The following is a 13,454-nucleotide window of genomic DNA, read 5'->3' on the forward strand; positions in this document are numbered from 1 at the left end:
ATAAAACCTCCCGAGACCGTCAGACGTTCGTCTGCCACGTTTCAGCCGTCCGTCGAAAATCCCGCGTGACCGCGACCGCCACCTTGACCGCGAACCCGCTAGTTCCGGAGCCGAACCGCGCCCTTCCGGAAGACGAGATGGTTCGGGATGATGAACTCCTCGCCGTCGTTCTCGATGTGCGTGACGAACATATCCACCTCCTGGACGATTCCTTGATTGCCCGCGACGCGAATCTCGTCCCCGATGCCGTACGGTTGGTTGAGCAGGAGGTAGATGCCCGCCGCCGAGGAGCGGAGCAAGTCCCAGAACGCGACCGCGCCGAAGACGATGGCGGCGAGGACGTACGCGCCGAACAGCACCAGCAACGTGAGCACCGCGATACCGATTTGGCTCAGCGCGATGAGCGACGCGATGTAGACGATGCTGTATTTGACGATTCGGGGGATGACGTTGACTTCCGGGAGCTTGACGCTCCGGAGGCGTTCGCTCACCAGCAGTTCCGCCTTGTCCGCGACGACGAACCCGACGATGAACACGAGCGCCGCGACGAACAACTGCGGTGTAAAGAGGATGATCTGCCAGAACAGTTGCGTGCTCAGCGGCAGTTCGGCCGTGTTGAGCGCGAGGAGAATCGTGACGCCGTAGATGAACCACGAGGTGAGACGCGCGATGAGCGAGACCGTCGTGGTTCCGAGGCTTCGGGCGGTGCGTTCGAACGGCGTTCCCTCGACGACCTCGGGGAGGCCGGCGGCCTTGAGGATGCGCATGTTCAACCGGCCGAGCAGATATCCCGCGATGCCGCCCGCGATGAGGATGAGGAGTGCGAGGACGATGCGGTACTCCTGTTGGAGGAGTACCTGCCAGTCCGCCGCCATCTAGTACGCCTCCGGGTCGAGTTCGAGGATGATTTCACCGCCCTTGAACGCCCTGACGAGTCCATCACTCTCCGAGAGGACGATGGCCGTCGCGTTCGTATCGCGGGTGATGGCACCGCCGGCCATGTGCCGTGCGCCGAGACCTTTCGGGATGTCCACGCCCTCCGCGGACGGTTCGAGGTAGCGGTACGCCGAGACTATCTTCCCCGAGTCGGAGATGACGAACGCGCCGTCGAGGCGGGAGAACTCCTTCAGCATGACGTTCACGATGGGGTCGCCGACGTGAACGTGACTCTTCTCGAAGGGGTTGTACGACAGCGGACGGGACTTGTTCATCACCTTGCCCGCGTCGCCGACGACGAACAGCGCGCCGACGGGTTTGCCCTTCTGTCCCTTCTTTCCGAGTTCGATGGCGACTTCGAACACGTCGCGGATGACGCCGGGGTCGGCCCGCGAATTGGCGAACAGGTCGTAGATTCCCGAGTGAACGTCCTCGTCGGCCCTGACGCGGGTGACGGTATCGATCCCGTCGCCGAACATGTTCGCGATGCACGTCAGTTCGTCACCGTCCTCCGCGAGTCCGTGGTCTATCGCCCCTTCGATGCCGAATCGGATGCGGTCTTTGACGCTCTCGAACTCCAGCGGGAGTTCCACGAAGTTGTCCGCGCCGACGTTGTTGTCCGGCGCGACGACCACCACGTCGGTGTCGTTCAAGTCCGCGAACCGTTCGTAGTACGACCCGCTCGGGGAGAAGAGAAACACTGCGTCGACACCACCGACGAGGTCCTCCAGAAGTTCGCTCAGGGTAGCCATTACAGAAGGGCACTCAATCACCGAAGAAAAGGTTTGTGGGGGTATATGTCACCAGAAATCTCTTTTTGCGGACCTGTCTCCCATCGTTGAATGGAGATGTTAGTCCGATTTTGACCCAATCCGTGTTCGAACACTTACATACCCATGTCGGATGCGCGGTCGGGAACCGGCAAGTCGTTCGGTCGGACGCCAAGCAGTTCCGCCGCGTGGTCGAGCGCCATGTCGAATCCGTAGTACCGTTCGAGTTCCGGACTGTCCGCCGTCTCCCGGACTTTCAGCATTCCGTACCCTTCGCGGTTCTGGGCTACGGCCGCGGTTCGTCCCTTCCGGTCGAATTCGAGGACGCGTTCGTGATCTGTTTCGAAGTATCGTGCCGTGATGTCGTCCGAAGCGGTCATGAACGGCGCTTCGGAGGGGGTACAGTCGAAGCTATCGGTTCCAACCCGAAAGCCACGTGAGTCCCGCCGCCCCACACCCGCACATGACTCGCTGGCACCAGAGCGGCACCCGTCGGGACATGTGTATCCTCCTCGCCGAGGCCGGGGAACTCCGCGGCCAGAAGCTGAAGACCCGGCTCGAATCGCACTACGACAAACAGCTCGATCCCAAGCGCTACTACGCCACCCTCGACCGACTCGTCGAGAGCGGCCACGTCGAAAAGCGCGTCGAGGGGCTGTACGACGTGTTCTCGCTGACGGACGTCGGAGAAGCGAGACTCCGCGAGCAGTTCGAGTGGATGCGCGAGAAGGTCGAGGAGTGACGGACGGTAGGGGGAACGGACGGGAGTCGAACGGAGTGGAATCGGTAGCGGACGTACCCATGGGCGCAAAACGTTCGAACGTCGTCTCCGTACCCGAACACCGCTTCCGAAAAAACGACGACTTGAGCCCCGTTCAGGGCCGATGCGGTCCCGTCCGCCGCGGAACGAACGGCTCGCGCGGTTCGACCGAAATACTACTGACGGGCAAGCCCTGCTCGTCGAGAACGGCGTGAATCGAGCCGAGAAGCTCCTTGTCCACGTCGTCGGCGTCGATGCCGCGGAACCGGAGGCCGACCTGTTTGATGGCGATACGCTTTTCCGAAGAAGGTTCGTTGTCGGACATGCTTCGATAGGTGTCGAAGCACACGAGGTCAGTGCTCTACCACTGGCCTTTCGGCGAATACCTCGTCTGCTTCGTTCGACATGTCAAACTATGGTGGGTTAATTCTATTGGTTCGGTGTGCTCGGAAATCCGAGAAACGCGCCGTCGAACCGCCGTACCGTCTCGAATCGGACGGCCGTCGTGTCCGAGCGTTTCCGCGCCACACTGAAAACGATTCGCGCGCCACACGGCAGACTGTTTCCGCGCCACACCGCGGACCGTTTCCGCGCCACGCGGCGGCCGAACTTCGCACCGCGGCCCGTAACGTTAACCCGGAATCCGACCGAACGCTCGACCATGATCACCGCAGACCGGATGGCCGCCGTGGACGAGAACGCCGAACACCTCGGGGTGCCCCGCAAGCAGTTGATGGAGTCGAGCGGGAACGCCATCGCCCGCCGGGTCCGCGAGATGGTGTCGCCGGGCGCGCGGGTCTGTATCGTCGCCGGACGGGGAAATAACGGCGGCGACGCCTTCGTCGCCGCGCGATTTCTCGACGAGTACGACGTGTCCGTCCTCCTGCTCGGGCGGGCCGAAACAATCGGAACCGACATCGCGCGGGAGAACTGGGACGCGCTCCGCCGGGCCGAGTACGACGCGACGGAAGTGAAAGACTCCGGCGCGTTCGAACTGCCCGACTGTGACCTCGTTATCGACGCCATGCTCGGAACCGGCGTGACGGGGGCGCTCCGGGAACCCGCCGCGACCGCCGCCCGGGCCATCAACGACGCCGACGCCGCCGTCCTCGCCGTGGACGTTCCCTCGGGCGTGAACGCCGATTCCGGCGAGGCCGAGGGCGTGGCCGTCGAAGCCGATGCGGTCGTCACGTTCCACGACATGAAACCCGGCCTCGCCGACCACGACGGCGACGTGACCGTGGCCGACATCGGCATCCCCGCCGCCGCGGAGCGGTTCGTCGGGCCGGGCGACCTCCGGAGCGTTCGCGGGGACGTCGGGGGGCGCGTGTTCGTCATCGGCGGCGGGCCGTTCACCGGCGCACCGGCGCTCGCGGCCCAATCGGCGTTGCGGGCGGGCGCGGACCTCTCGTTCGTCGCCGCGCCGAACACCGTCGCGGGGGAGATTCAGGGCTACGCGGAGGACCTCATCGTCCAACCCTACGACGGCGACCGCCTGACGCCCGAGCAGGTCGATGGCTTGGTCGAGACGGCCGAATCGTACGACGACACGGTTATCATCGGCCCTGGACTCGGCAACGCCGACGAGACCATCGACGCGGCGACGGACTTCCTCGAATCCTTCGAGGGTCGGGCGGTCGTGGACGCCGACGCGCTCCCCGCGATTCCCGGCCTCGACACGGACGCGACGCTGGTCTGTACGCCGAACCGGAAGGAACTGGCCGAGATGGGCGGCCCGGAAGCGGACGACTTGCGCGAGGTGACGGACGAAATCGAAGCCCTCGCGGACGACATCGGGCACGTCGTGCTGGCGAAGGGCGCGACGGACGTGATTTCGGACGGCGACCGAACGCGCGTCGTTCGAACGGGCAACACGGGTATGAAAGTAGGCGGCACGGGCGACCTGCTCGCCGGAATCGTCGCGGGGCTGTTCGGCACGACGGAGGCCTTCGACGCCGCGTGCGTCGGGTCGTTCGTCAATGGGCGGGCGGGCGACCTGCTCTACGACGAGCGATACGAGGGTCTGCTCGCGTCCGACATGCTCGAAACGATTCCGGCCGCGATGTGGGGTGAGGACGATGCGTGAAAACGAGACGACCGACGAGGAACTGACGACGGACGAGGAATTGACCCACACGGACGACTCCGGCGAGGTGCAGATGGTGAACGTCGGCGGGAAACCCGACACGGCCCGTCGAGCGGTTGCGCGCGGCGAGATTCACCTTCAGCAATCGACCGTCGATGCGATTCGGGCGAACGACCTGAAGAAGGGCGACGTGCTGGCGACGGCCCGAATCGGCGCGGTACAGGCGGTAAAACACACGTGGGAGACGATTCCGATGTGCCACCAGATACCCATCACGAACGTCGATACCGACTTCGACGTGCGCGACGACCGCGTGGTCCTATCCGTGGCCGTCGAGACGACGGGGAAGACCGGATGCGAGATGGAGGCCCTGGAGGGCGTCACGACGGGGCTGAACGTCGTCTGGGACATGGTGAAGGCGGTCGAGAAGGACGACGACGGCGGGTATCCCGACACCGCGATTCGTGACGTCCGGGTGGTCGAAAAGGAAAAGCGACCGACGTGATTCGGCAAGGGTCTTTGCCGCTCGTTCACTACGGGTGACTGATGGCCCCCCGTTCCGACGCGTCGGAGAATCGGGAACGAACGACCCCGGAGGAAGCGTTTTCGATACTCGGAAACGAGTTGCGAGTGGAAATCCTCCACGAGCTAGCCACGGAGGCTCGGTCCGAGGAGACGGTCGCTGGAGGTCCCGGCCTGACGTTTTCACAGCTCTACGAGCGCGTCGATGCGACGAACTCGTCGCGGTTCTCGTATCACTTGCAGAAGCTCACCGACACGTTCGTCCGCGAAACAGAAACCGGATACAAGTTGACGTACGCGGGTGACAAAATCGTGCGAACGATTCTCGCCGGGACGTACCACGAACGCCCCGAGTTCGAGCCGGTCGAACTCGACGGAATGTGTCCCAGTTGTCACGAGACGACGCTCCGCGCGACGTACGAGGAGGAGTCGCTGGTGGTTCGGTGTACGGCGTGCGAACTGCAACTGCTGTCGTTTCTGTTGTCCCCGGCACAGGCCAGGAATCGTACCCCGACGGAGATAATGCACAGCGCCGACCGGTACGTCCGCGACGAGTACTCGATGGCGCTCGACGGGGTTTGCTCCGAGTGTCTGGGACGCATGACGAATCGGATTCGACCGGGACGCGAACCCGTTCCGGAAAGCCACCTCAGCGTCCACTCGTGCGAACAGTGTGGGTATCGTGTCACCGCCCCGGTCGAACTGTGTCTCGTCTATCACCCGGCGGTCGTCGCGTTCTACTGGGAGCACGGGACGGACATCCGGGACGAGTCCTTCTGGAAACTGTTCGAGTACATCCACTCCGACCGATGGCGGACGGAGTGCCTCTCGTCCGACCCGTACGAATTCAGGGTGACGATGACCGTCGGCGGCGACGAACTCCGCGTCGAGGTGGACGAAACGCTGTCGGTGACGTCCGTCCGCGCGGTCGAGACGCGAATTATAAACGACGAAACGTCGTGACAATCCGCGAGCAAAAGATTCGTTGAGCCATCGCCGGTTCGTTCCGTTCGAGCGAATCGGAAGTTCCACGACGGATAAAGGTAGCACAAAGAATTTTTAGTTGGATTGTTGTTAGAGGGCCGACAAATCGGAACAGGTATCCCCGTCCGAGCACCGTTCCGTCGGTAACGCGATGACTGCTATCCAAACGGAATCACTGACGAAGCGGTTCGGCGATGTAGTCGCCGTCTCAGCGCTCGATTTGACCGTCGAGGAGGGCGAGATATTCGGCTTCCTCGGCCCGAACGGGTGCGGGAAATCGACGACCATCAACATGGTTCTGGATTACGTCCGACCGACGGAGGGACGTGCGACCGTGCTGGGGTACGACGCCCAGCGGGAACCGAAGGCGATTCACGAACGCATCGGTATCCTTCCAGACGCGTTCGACCTCTACGGGCGACTCTCCGGTCGCAAACACGTCCAGTTCGCCATCGACTCCAAGGGAACGGGCGAGGACGCGGACGACATTCTCGAACGCGTCGGTCTCTCGGCGGATGATGCGGCCCGTCCCGCCGGCGATTACTCGAAGGGAATGCGCCAGCGCCTCGCGCTCGGTATGGCGCTGGTCGGTGACCCCGAGTTGCTGATTCTCGACGAACCCTCGTCGGGTCTGGACCCGCACGGCGTCCGCGAGATGCGCCAAATCATCCAGCGGGAGGCCGACCGCGGCACGGCGGTGTTCTTCTCCAGCCACATCTTGAGCCAAGTCGAAGCGGTCTGTGACCGCGTGGCCATCATGGACGACGGCGAACTCGTCACCGTCGATACCATCGACGGACTTCGAAGGGCGGTCGGTTCGGGCGCGACCATGGAACTGACCGTGAGCGCGACGCCGAGCGTCTCGTTCGACGACATCAACGGCGTGACGAACGCGACGATAGACGGGACCGTCGTCACGGTCACGTACACTGATTCGAGGGCGAAGGCAAAGGTGATAAACCGCGTCGAGGCGGCGGGCGTCACCGTCGCCGACGTCACGATGGAGGAATCCTCGCTCGAAGACCTCTTCGAGGTCTACACGAACCACGCCGACGAGTCGCACGTCGATGCGGAGGTGTCGTCGTGAGCATCCTCGTCGTCGCGCGCAAGGACTTCGAAGACGCGGTTCGCTCCAAGACGCTGTGGGCGATAACGGCGCTCTTCGTCCTGTTCACCAGCGGAACGGTGTACGCGCTCAACCAGGTGATGGAGTTGAACAACACGTCGGCGCTCCAGATGCTCACCCTCCCGGCGGGGCTGATAATTCCCATCACGGCGCTCGTGGCCGCGTACCTCGCCATCGCGGGCGAGCGCGAGTCGGGGAGCATCAAACTCCTGCTCGGCCTACCACACACCCGACTGGAGGTCCTGCTCGGGAAACTCCTCGGACGAACCGCCGTCGTCACCGTCGCCATCGGCGGCGCGTTCGTCGTCACAGCGGGCGTTCTCGCCGCGTTATACGGCACCGTCTCGCTGACCGACTACCTCTCGTTGCTCCTCCTGACCGCGCTGTTCGGCGCGGTGTTCGTCAGTATCGCCGTCGGAATCTCCGCGGCGACCGCGACCCGGGCGCGAGCGATGGCCGCCGCCGTCGGGGTGTTCGTCACGTTCCAAATTCTCTGGGATTACGTTCCGATGGGAATCTACTACCTCGTCGAAGGAGCGATACCGGGCGGAGGACCGCTTCCGGCGTGGTACTTCTTGGTTCTGACGCTGAATCCGAAGAATGCCTACACGTCGGCGTCGGGGCTCTTTTTCCCGAAGGCGCAAGCGACGTCGTTCGCGGCGCGCGTCATCGGCGACCCGCCCTTCTACCTCGACGCGTGGTTCGGGCTGGTCGTTCTGGCGCTCTGGTTCGTCCTGCCCGCGGCGCTCGGCTACCTCCGATTCCAGCGCGTCGACCTCGGGTGACGGGACTCACACGGTCGCCGAATCCGGGTCCTCGGCGGGGGAAACGTACTCCATCCCCCAGTCGCGCATGGCGAGGATGACGGGTTCCAGCGATTCGCCGGTCGCGGTCAGCGAGTACTCGACGCGGACCGGTTTGTCGTTCACGATTTCGCGGTTCACGAGCCGCTTTTCCCCCAAATCGTCCAAGCTGTCGGACAACACCTTGCTCGAAATTCCGTCCACCTCCTCTTTGAGTGCGTTGAAGCCGAGGGGACCGTTCACCAGCAGTCGATGAACGATGACGGGGTGCCACTTCTTCCCGACGAGGGTCGCCGTCGCGGTGATCGGACACCACTCCTCACCGGCACACCACATCGTCAATCGTTCCGGTTCGTCGCTCATACGGCGAGGTAGGAAGTCGGTCGCTAAAAAGTTACGTTACGAAATCGACTTACCAAAGGTAACCGTATGGTCGGGCTTTCACGGGGAAAACGCGATTTCGTGCGCACCACGGCGAGAGTCCTGCACGCAACGGTTTCGGATGGAGAATGTACGCATAATCGAAAGGTTCTCGTTCGACCGTCGCCTATCGAACAGTGGAGAATCATGGTACTGGGTAACACTTATCACTGACCGGTTGCTACCGGGTATTGGAGAGAAAGTCGATAACGACAGACAACCGAATCGCATGACCACGAGCACGCACGAAGCAGACGATCCCCGACGGGACCGGGACGACGACCGATACGCCGAACTCGAAGTGCAGGACGACGCAGTCCTCATTTACGACCAGAAGAATCACACGGCATGGATTTGCTCGAACGGCGCGGTATCGTTATATTCGATGCTTTAGGCCGACGGCGCGGCGGTCAGGTCGCTCGCTTTCGACCGTGACTGCTGAACGATGGACGGACGGGCCTCGAACTCCACGACCACTTCGTCGTCGGTGTACGTCACGTCCTCCACACGAGCATGGTCGTGAACCCACGAAACGACGCTCATCGTTTCGTCGGTCATCGGCATGACCAACCGTTCGAACTCCCACGCGGGCAGTTCGATGTCGATCCGCCGTTTCAGTTCCTCGATGTTCACCCCTTCCTTGCCGCTGATAGCCACCGGACTCGGCGCGAGTGCCGACAGCGCCCGCCGTTTCTCTTCGAGTTCCTCGTCGCTCACGGCGTCTATCTTGTTCAACACGGTGACGATGGGTGCCTGATTGCGCTCGTACAGCGTGTCGTGGCAGGTGACGAGTTTTTCCCGGATGTCGTCTATCGGCTCGCTCACGTCCACGACCAGCAACACGAGGTCGGCGTAGTACACCGCGTCCAACGTCGATTTGAACGACTCCACCAACCAATGCGGCAGGTCGCTGATGAACCCGACCGTATCCGTCACCAACACGTCACGCCGCTCGATGTCGGCCTTCCGGGTCGTGGTGCCGAGCGTCGTGAACAGGCGGTCTTCGGCCTCCGCCGTGGGGTCCAAGTCGGGGTGTAACTCGTCGTTCTCGCCGATTTCCAACTCCGCCGCGAGTCGCTGGAGGAGCGTGGATTTCCCCGCATTCGTGTATCCGGCGAGCGCCACGAGGTCGAATCCCGACTCGCGGCGTTTCTGTCTGCGGTCGGCCTCCTTGTCGGCGATGACGTCGAGTTCGTCCTTGATACGGCTTATCTGGTCCTTGATGTCCTGTTCGTGGCTCTCGTCGTACTCTCCGAGCCCCATGAATCCCGGCCGCTCGTCGCGTTTTGCGAGGCTCGTCTTCGCCTCGACGCGCGGCAACTCGTAGCGGAGTTCGGCCAACTCGACCTGCAACTGCGCCTTGCGCGTCTGGGCGCGCTGCCCGAAGATTTCGAGGATGAGCCGGAATCGGTCGATGACCCGCGTGCCGTCCGGCAGTCGCTGGCCGAGGTTGTACGTCTGATACGGCCCGAGTTGGTTGTCGAAGATGACCACCCCGGCGCCCCGTTCCGTGACGGTGGCCGCGAGTTCCGCGACTTTCCCTTCGCCGAACTGGTACGCGGCGTCTTCCTCTCTGGATTGCGTGACTTCCGCGGCGACGTCGTAGCCCGCGGCGCGAGCCAACTCGGCCAGTTCGTCGATGGAAGCTGTTCCGTCGTCTACCCGTTTTGCAAGTATCGCTTTCATAGGAGTAGTTTGCGGGCGGCGTACGCGGCGTGGTGTGCGGCCTGCACGGTTTCACGTTCGGCTATGCTCTCGACGTACTTAAAATCAGGTTCGAGATACTGTTCGACCATCCACTCCGGTTCCTCGTAGAATTCGCCCCGTTCGGCGACGATGGGTTCCGCCGACGGGTCGGGGAGGTCAGAAACCGCCTCGGCGACGACCCCCGTCGTCGCGGAAAGCGTCGGTTCGTGGTAGCTGACCGCGAACCCCATCCCTTGGACGCTGTGAAGGCGCGTCGTGCCGACTGTCGCGTGGACCGCGGCGGCGACCATCAGGTATTCGCCGTCCTCCTCGTGGCGACCGCTGATGTCGATACCCACCACGTCAGCCGTGCCGACTCTTCACCTTGATTCGTGCCGCGTTTCCGTGCACGTGCGCCCGTAGGACACCGAGGTTCTTGAATCTCCCGCTGGATGCGTCGGTCGAAACGACGGCGGGAACCGCCACCGACCTCGTGAAAGTGACGGCAGTTATTTCTCCCCGCGAACGCCAGTTGGAGACATGCGAGATGCGTATCTGGTCGGCGCGGCCCAGACGGATTTCGGGTCGTTCCCCGACGAAAGCTATCGGTCGCTGTTCCGCACCGCCTTCGAGGCGGCCTGCGACAGCGTTCCGGCGGGCATCGACCCGGACGACGTGGACGAGGCGGTCGTCGGCACGCTCGGCGTCGGCGGGCGACAACTCGGCCTGTCCGGGCCGGCCGTGACCGAACACGTCGGACTCGACGGAATCCCGTGTACCCGCGTCGAGAACGCCTGTGCGGCGAGCGGCTACGCCGTCCGGCAGGCCGTGCAGGCCGTTAAGAGCGGCATGGCGGACGTCGTTCTCGCGGGCGGCGTCGAAATCATGACCGACACGTCTAGCGACGCGACGAAGTACTGGCTCGGCGTCTCCGGGGAAACCGAGTGGGAGCGACTCTCGGGAACCACGTTCGCGGGGGTCTACGCCCAGATGGCCGACGCGCACATGGAGAAGTACGGCACGACGGCCGAACACCTCTCCCGCGTCGCGGTCAAGAACCACGCCAACGGCGCGAAAAACCCGCACGCCCACCTCGGCTTCGAGTGCTCCCTGGAGGATGCGATGAACGCCCAAGTCGTCGCGGACCCGCTGACGCTCTATCACTGCTGTCCGACGACCGACGGCGCGGCGTGCGCCATCGTCGCCAGCGAGGACGTGGTGGACGAGTACACCGACGACCCCATCCGAATCGCGGGCGTCGGCGCGGCCAGCGACCGCGTGGGACTCTTCCAGCGCGACACCTACACCTCCGTTCCGGCGTCCCGCGAGGCCGCCCAGTCCGCCTACGAGATGGCAGGCGTCACGCCCGAGGACATCGACTTCGCCGAGGTGCACGACTGTTTCGCCATCGCGGAACTGCTCGCCTACGAGGACCTCGGCTTCTGTGAACCCGGCGAAGCGGGCGAGTTCGTCGCCTCCGGCGCGACCGAACTCGGCGGCGAGCGCCCCGTCAACACGTCCGGCGGACTCAAATCGAAGGGCCACCCCATCGGCGCGACCGGGGCCGGACAGATGGTCGAGGCGTACAAACAGCTCTCCCGGACGGCGGGCGACCGGCAGGTCGAGGGCGCGACGCGCGGCCTGACCCACAACGTCGGCGGGAGTGGCGGTGCCGCGGTCGTCCACGTGCTCGAAAAGGAATCGGAGGTGGAGGCATGACGGGCGACGAAGGGGTACCGGATATCGCCGCTGTCGGTGCCTACGCCCCGCGATTCCGAATCTCGGCCGACGAGTTCGCCGAGGCGTGGGGGCAGTTCCACGCCGCCGGAGTGAACGAGAAAGCCGTCCCGGACGCCGACGAGGACGCCCTGACGATGGCCTACGAGGCCGCGACGCGCGCGCTCGACGCCGCCGGGAACCCGGACGTTTCCTTCCTCGCGTTCGCTTCTACCACCCCGCCGATGGCCGAGGAGGACGTGACCGCCCGACTCGGCGGGATGCTCGACGTACCGTCTGACGCGACGCGACACGTGTTCACGGGAAGCACCCGCGCCGGAACGCGGGCGCTCGTCGCCGGACTCGCGGCGGGACCGTGGGACGACGGCGTTGGAGTGGTCGTCGCCGCGGATGCCCCCCGCGGCGAACCGGATTCCGCGGAAGACCACGCGGCGGGTGCGGGCGCGGCGGCCTTCGTCCTCGCCGCCGACGGCCCCGTCAGCATCCGCGAACGGGCCGAGTACGCCGCCGAATTCCCCGGCACGCGCTTCCGGGCCACCGGCGACGAGAACGTCGAGGGATTGGGCGTCACGAGTTACGACAGGGAGGCGTTCTCCGAGACGCTCGCCGGGGCGGTCGGGCGATTGGACGCGGACGTCGGGGACGTGGACGCCGCGGCGGTACAGGCCCCGAACGGCAAACTCCCCTACCGGGCCGCGGGCGCGCTCGGCGTCGGTATCGACGAGATTCGGGCGGGTGCGCTCGTCCACGAACTCGGCGACACCGGCGCGGCGAGCGTCCCGTTGAGCCTCGTCAAATCCCTCGCGGACGGCGGTGAGCGTATCCTCGCCGCCTCGTTCGGCAGCGGTGCGGGCGCAGACGCGCTCGTACTCGAAACGACGGGCGACGTTCCCGTCTCGACGGCGCTCGACGGCGACGAACCGGTTTCCTACGCGGAATACCTCCGACTGCGCGGCGACCTCACCTCCGGTCCGCCGAGCGGCGGCGGGGCCTACGTCAGCGTGCCGTCGTGGCGGCGTACGCTCGACCAACGACACCGACTGCTCGCCGGGAAGTGCCCCGACTGCGGCGCGCTGAACTTCCCGCCGGAGGGCGCGTGCAACGGCTGTCACTCCTTGGTCGAGTACGAGACGGTGACACTCACCGGCGAAGGGACGGTGGAAGCCGTGACGACCATCTCGCAGGGCGGTGCGCCGCCGGAGTTCGCGGAACAGCAGGCCAAGTCGGGCGACTTCGACGTGGCGGTCGTCGCCCTCTCGGGACCGGACGGCGGCGAAGCGAGCGTCCCGGCGCAGGTGACGGGGACCGCCCCCGGAAGCCTCGAAATCGGCGACGCCGTGGAGACGACGATGCGCCGCATCTACACGCAGGAAGGCGTGACGAGGTACGGATTCAAAATTCGTCCACCAGACGGATTGTGAGCGGGAAAGCACGGCGCTACTCACGGTGGGTAGAAATCTCGGCGATAGATTTTAAATGAAATACAGAAACGGACAGTCGAACGCGAACCAATCGGTTCGACAGATTGATAACGAAGCTGCCACGTCTGGAGAAATTGGGAAGGTATTCGAGCGGTAGGGAGACTCAAGTCTCCGATATGCGGCGTCGAAAGAAATGCTGTCTC

16 protein-coding genes are annotated in these 13,454 nt (G+C 64.3%); 9 read left to right on the forward strand and 7 right to left on the reverse strand.

Annotated elements, in window-relative coordinates; translation table 11 throughout:
• Positions 1–98: 98 nt before the first annotated feature.
• From OPC11_RS01530 to OPC11_RS01540, 3 genes are all read right to left on the reverse strand, one after another.
• A complete protein-coding gene (locus tag OPC11_RS01530) occupies positions 99–875 on the reverse strand; it encodes a mechanosensitive ion channel domain-containing protein (protein WP_007977297.1) in 777 nt (258 codons plus the stop codon).
• Positions 876–1,688: a diadenylate cyclase DacZ gene (dacZ, locus tag OPC11_RS01535; RefSeq protein WP_007977298.1), complete on the reverse strand. Its 813-nt coding sequence runs from the start codon at positions 1,686–1,688 to the stop codon at positions 876–878.
• A gap of 134 nt (positions 1,689–1,822) precedes the next feature.
• A complete protein-coding gene (locus OPC11_RS01540; protein ID WP_007977300.1) occupies positions 1,823–2,086 on the reverse strand; it encodes a hypothetical protein in 264 nt (87 codons plus the stop codon).
• Positions 2,087–2,169: 83 nt separating this feature from the next.
• Between OPC11_RS01540 and OPC11_RS01545 the strand changes: the two genes are divergently transcribed.
• Positions 2,170–2,448, forward strand: coding sequence for a helix-turn-helix transcriptional regulator (locus OPC11_RS01545; RefSeq protein ID WP_018128734.1), 279 nt, complete (start codon positions 2,170–2,172; stop codon positions 2,446–2,448).
• A 133-nt stretch (positions 2,449–2,581) separates the two neighbouring features.
• Here OPC11_RS01545 and OPC11_RS01550 read toward each other — a convergent pair whose 3' ends face one another.
• Entirely contained in the window at positions 2,582–2,791 is a 210-nt protein-coding gene (locus OPC11_RS01550; RefSeq protein ID WP_264780812.1) for a hypothetical protein, read from the reverse strand.
• Between the two features lie 336 nt (positions 2,792–3,127).
• On the opposite strand from OPC11_RS01550, the gene OPC11_RS01555 reads away from it, so the two are divergent.
• The 5 genes from OPC11_RS01555 to OPC11_RS01575 all read left to right on the forward strand — a co-directional run bounded on the left by OPC11_RS01555 (position 3,128) and on the right by OPC11_RS01575 (position 7,969).
• A complete protein-coding gene (locus tag OPC11_RS01555) occupies positions 3,128–4,552 on the forward strand; it encodes an NAD(P)H-hydrate epimerase (RefSeq protein ID WP_264780813.1) in 1,425 nt (474 codons plus the stop codon).
• Positions 4,545–5,057 carry a cyclic pyranopterin monophosphate synthase MoaC gene (moaC, locus tag OPC11_RS01560; protein WP_007977309.1) on the forward strand — a complete coding sequence of 171 codons (513 nt, stop codon included), beginning with the start codon at positions 4,545–4,547 and terminating at the stop codon, positions 5,055–5,057. The genes OPC11_RS01555 and moaC overlap by 8 nt, the downstream gene beginning before the upstream one ends.
• 41 nt (positions 5,058–5,098) lie before the next feature.
• Positions 5,099–6,037, forward strand: coding sequence for an ArsR family transcriptional regulator (locus OPC11_RS01565; protein ID WP_264780814.1), 939 nt, complete (start codon positions 5,099–5,101; stop codon positions 6,035–6,037).
• Between the two features lie 172 nt (positions 6,038–6,209).
• On the forward strand, positions 6,210–7,145 hold the full coding sequence (locus OPC11_RS01570; protein WP_264780815.1) for an ABC transporter ATP-binding protein: 936 nt from the start codon (positions 6,210–6,212) through the stop codon (positions 7,143–7,145).
• Positions 7,142–7,969 (forward strand): ABC transporter permease, encoded by an 828-nt coding sequence (locus OPC11_RS01575; protein WP_264780816.1) that lies wholly within the window; start codon positions 7,142–7,144, stop codon positions 7,967–7,969. The genes OPC11_RS01570 and OPC11_RS01575 overlap by 4 nt, the downstream gene beginning before the upstream one ends.
• Before the next feature lie 6 nt (positions 7,970–7,975).
• Here the strand turns inward: OPC11_RS01575 and OPC11_RS01580 are convergent, their stop codons facing one another.
• A complete protein-coding gene (locus tag OPC11_RS01580; protein ID WP_007977316.1) occupies positions 7,976–8,350 on the reverse strand; it encodes a helix-turn-helix domain-containing protein in 375 nt (124 codons plus the stop codon).
• A 286-nt stretch (positions 8,351–8,636) separates the two neighbouring features.
• Here OPC11_RS01580 and OPC11_RS01585 point away from each other — a divergent pair, with 286 nt between their 5' ends.
• Positions 8,637–8,801: a hypothetical protein gene (locus tag OPC11_RS01585; protein ID WP_264780817.1), complete on the forward strand. Its 165-nt coding sequence runs from the start codon at positions 8,637–8,639 to the stop codon at positions 8,799–8,801.
• Here the strand turns inward: OPC11_RS01585 and hflX are convergent.
• Positions 8,798–10,093, reverse strand: coding sequence for a GTPase HflX (gene hflX / locus OPC11_RS01590; protein ID WP_264780818.1), 1,296 nt, complete (start codon positions 10,091–10,093; stop codon positions 8,798–8,800). The two genes, OPC11_RS01585 and hflX, sit on opposite strands and share 4 nt — an antisense overlap.
• The gene (locus OPC11_RS01595) at positions 10,090–10,452 is read right to left on the reverse strand and encodes a DUF2209 domain-containing protein (RefSeq protein ID WP_264780819.1); all 363 of its coding nucleotides are present in this window, start codon (positions 10,450–10,452) and stop codon (positions 10,090–10,092) included. The genes hflX and OPC11_RS01595 overlap by 4 nt, the downstream gene beginning before the upstream one ends.
• 181 nt (positions 10,453–10,633) lie before the next feature.
• Between OPC11_RS01595 and OPC11_RS01600 the strand changes: the two genes are divergently transcribed.
• Positions 10,634–11,812, forward strand: coding sequence for a thiolase domain-containing protein (locus OPC11_RS01600; RefSeq protein WP_007977325.1), 1,179 nt, complete (start codon positions 10,634–10,636; stop codon positions 11,810–11,812).
• Positions 11,809–13,251: a zinc ribbon domain-containing protein gene (locus OPC11_RS01605; protein WP_264780820.1), complete on the forward strand. Its 1,443-nt coding sequence runs from the start codon at positions 11,809–11,811 to the stop codon at positions 13,249–13,251. The genes OPC11_RS01600 and OPC11_RS01605 overlap by 4 nt, the downstream gene beginning before the upstream one ends.
• The last annotated feature ends 203 nt before the right edge of the window (positions 13,252–13,454 follow it).

Origin of the sequence: Haladaptatus sp. T7, assembly GCF_026008575.1 — an archaeon.
Lineage (GTDB): Archaea > Halobacteriota > Halobacteria > Halobacteriales > Haladaptataceae > Haladaptatus > Haladaptatus paucihalophilus.

What these genes read in the sequence shown, in the direction of transcription:
- OPC11_RS01605 (WP_264780820.1), top strand. Translation starts at nt 11,809, where the DNA reads ATGACGGGCGACGAAGGGGTACCGGATATCGCCGCTGTCGGTGCCTAC.
- OPC11_RS01540 (WP_007977300.1), bottom strand. Translation starts at nt 2,086, where the DNA reads ATGACCGCTTCGGACGACATCACGGCACGATACTTCGAAACAGATCAC.
- OPC11_RS01585 (WP_264780817.1), top strand. Translation starts at nt 8,637, where the DNA reads ATGACCACGAGCACGCACGAAGCAGACGATCCCCGACGGGACCGGGAC.
- OPC11_RS01530 (WP_007977297.1), bottom strand. Translation starts at nt 875, where the DNA reads ATGGCGGCGGACTGGCAGGTACTCCTCCAACAGGAGTACCGCATCGTC.
- OPC11_RS01600 (WP_007977325.1), top strand. Translation starts at nt 10,634, where the DNA reads ATGCGAGATGCGTATCTGGTCGGCGCGGCCCAGACGGATTTCGGGTCG.
- OPC11_RS01570 (WP_264780815.1), top strand. Translation starts at nt 6,210, where the DNA reads ATGACTGCTATCCAAACGGAATCACTGACGAAGCGGTTCGGCGATGTA.
- OPC11_RS01580 (WP_007977316.1), bottom strand. Translation starts at nt 8,350, where the DNA reads ATGAGCGACGAACCGGAACGATTGACGATGTGGTGTGCCGGTGAGGAG.
- hflX (WP_264780818.1), bottom strand. Translation starts at nt 10,093, where the DNA reads ATGAAAGCGATACTTGCAAAACGGGTAGACGACGGAACAGCTTCCATC.
- OPC11_RS01555 (WP_264780813.1), top strand. Translation starts at nt 3,128, where the DNA reads ATGATCACCGCAGACCGGATGGCCGCCGTGGACGAGAACGCCGAACAC.
- moaC (WP_007977309.1), top strand. Translation starts at nt 4,545, where the DNA reads ATGCGTGAAAACGAGACGACCGACGAGGAACTGACGACGGACGAGGAA.
- OPC11_RS01565 (WP_264780814.1), top strand. Translation starts at nt 5,099, where the DNA reads ATGGCCCCCCGTTCCGACGCGTCGGAGAATCGGGAACGAACGACCCCG.
- OPC11_RS01550 (WP_264780812.1), bottom strand. Translation starts at nt 2,791, where the DNA reads ATGTCCGACAACGAACCTTCTTCGGAAAAGCGTATCGCCATCAAACAG.
- OPC11_RS01545 (WP_018128734.1), top strand. Translation starts at nt 2,170, where the DNA reads ATGACTCGCTGGCACCAGAGCGGCACCCGTCGGGACATGTGTATCCTC.
- dacZ (WP_007977298.1), bottom strand. Translation starts at nt 1,688, where the DNA reads ATGGCTACCCTGAGCGAACTTCTGGAGGACCTCGTCGGTGGTGTCGAC.